The organism is Arthrobacter sp. 2YAF22_2, from assembly GCF_052114645.1.
Classification (GTDB): Bacteria; Actinomycetota; Actinomycetes; order Actinomycetales; family Micrococcaceae; genus Arthrobacter.
Genome location: NZ_JBFRFD010000714.1, coordinates 1 through 1,393, shown reverse-complemented (window position 1 = coordinate 1,393; position 1,393 = coordinate 1). Strand labels below are relative to the sequence as shown.

The window sequence follows — 1,393 nt, the reverse complement described above, 5'->3', positions numbered from 1 at the left end:
CCACAGGATGGCGATAGTGCTGATGTCATAGACCGTGCCGAAGCCGGTGCCGAGATACTCGTGGGCGAGGAACGCCAGAGCCCGGCCATTGGCCTGGCCGCCCGGCTGAAATTCCTGCTCCGGTATCAGGATCACCGTGGTGAAACTGGTGGTGATGAGGAAGGCGCTCATGATAACGGCGGCGGTTGTTAGGAGTCGGCGGGCGCCGTCGATCCGGCCCGCAGGGTGCTCTTCAGTGTCACCAGGGCGGCCCTTGATCTGCGGCATCACGGCCACACCGGTTTCGAATCCGGAGAGGCCAAGGGCGAGCTTGGGGAACACCAGCAAGGCGATGCCTACGACCATCAGCGGGTTGCCGTGGGAGGTGGACAGGGCCTGCCACCAGTCCCCGACGGCGACCGGGCGGCCCATGACCTCGAGGATTGTGGTCACGACCACGATGACGTTCAGTCCAAGGTAGAGCCCCACCAGGACGACGGCGACGCCGATTGCCTCCTTAAATCCGCGCAGGAACACCGCGGCCAGCATCGCGAGCAGGAAGAGCGTGACCGGGATGTTCTGGCCCTGCAACCAGCCCGGGGTGAACGGGTTCTGGAGCGCGTGGGCGGTGGCATCGGCTGCCGATAGCGTCATGGTGATCATGAAGTCCGTCGCGGCGAAGCCCAGCAGGACCAGGACGAAGAGTTTTCCGCCCCATCGCGGCATCAGGCGTTCCAGCATGGCGATGGACCCTTCGCCGCGGTGGCTTTCGCCGGCCACGCGGCGGTAGACCGGGAGTGCGCCCAGCAGGGTGACAGCCACTAGGACCATGGTCGCCAGCGGGGAGATCACGCCTGCGGCCAGGGCGGCGATGGCCGGCTGGTACCCGAGGGTGGAGAAGTAGTCGACGCCGGTCAGGCACATCACCTGCCACCACTGATGCTTCTTCAGGTGCGAGTCGCCCACCGCTCCGGGCCCCTGATGGGAGCCCTTGGCATCCTGAAGTCCGAACAGCAGCCAGCTCTTGAAGTTGTCACCGGCGCCCGGGCGTGCGGCCGAAGGATCCGCCGGCGGCCTGCTCATCGTGGTCATTCGTGCCTCTCCACACGATGCCAGCCATCGCGTCCACTGCGACACTAACAGCGGCTTCTCGCGTTGATCGCAGTCCTGCGCCGATCTTGATGGATCCTTAACGCCTGATCGATGCAGGGGCCGGGCCGCAGCTCCGAGTTGGCGTTTTCGTCAGGTAGACACGGCCGTGGCCGGGATTTCCATGTAGAGGTTGGATCCCGCGGATTCGGGCAGGTACCAGTGCCTGCGGTGCCGCACCGGCCGGTAGGTGTGTCCGAAGGGGTCCTTCACGCGGACATGCTTCGTAAGGTCCTGGTGTGCGAGCATCCGCTCGATGTCATCC

General features: G+C 65.3%; 1 pseudogene. It reads right to left on the bottom strand.

The annotated features are described in order from the left end of the window. Positions 1 to 1,071: pseudogene (locus tag AB4Y86_RS18950) on the bottom strand (amino acid transporter); the annotation flags it as partial. Between the last annotated feature and the right edge of the window lie 322 nt (positions 1,072 to 1,393).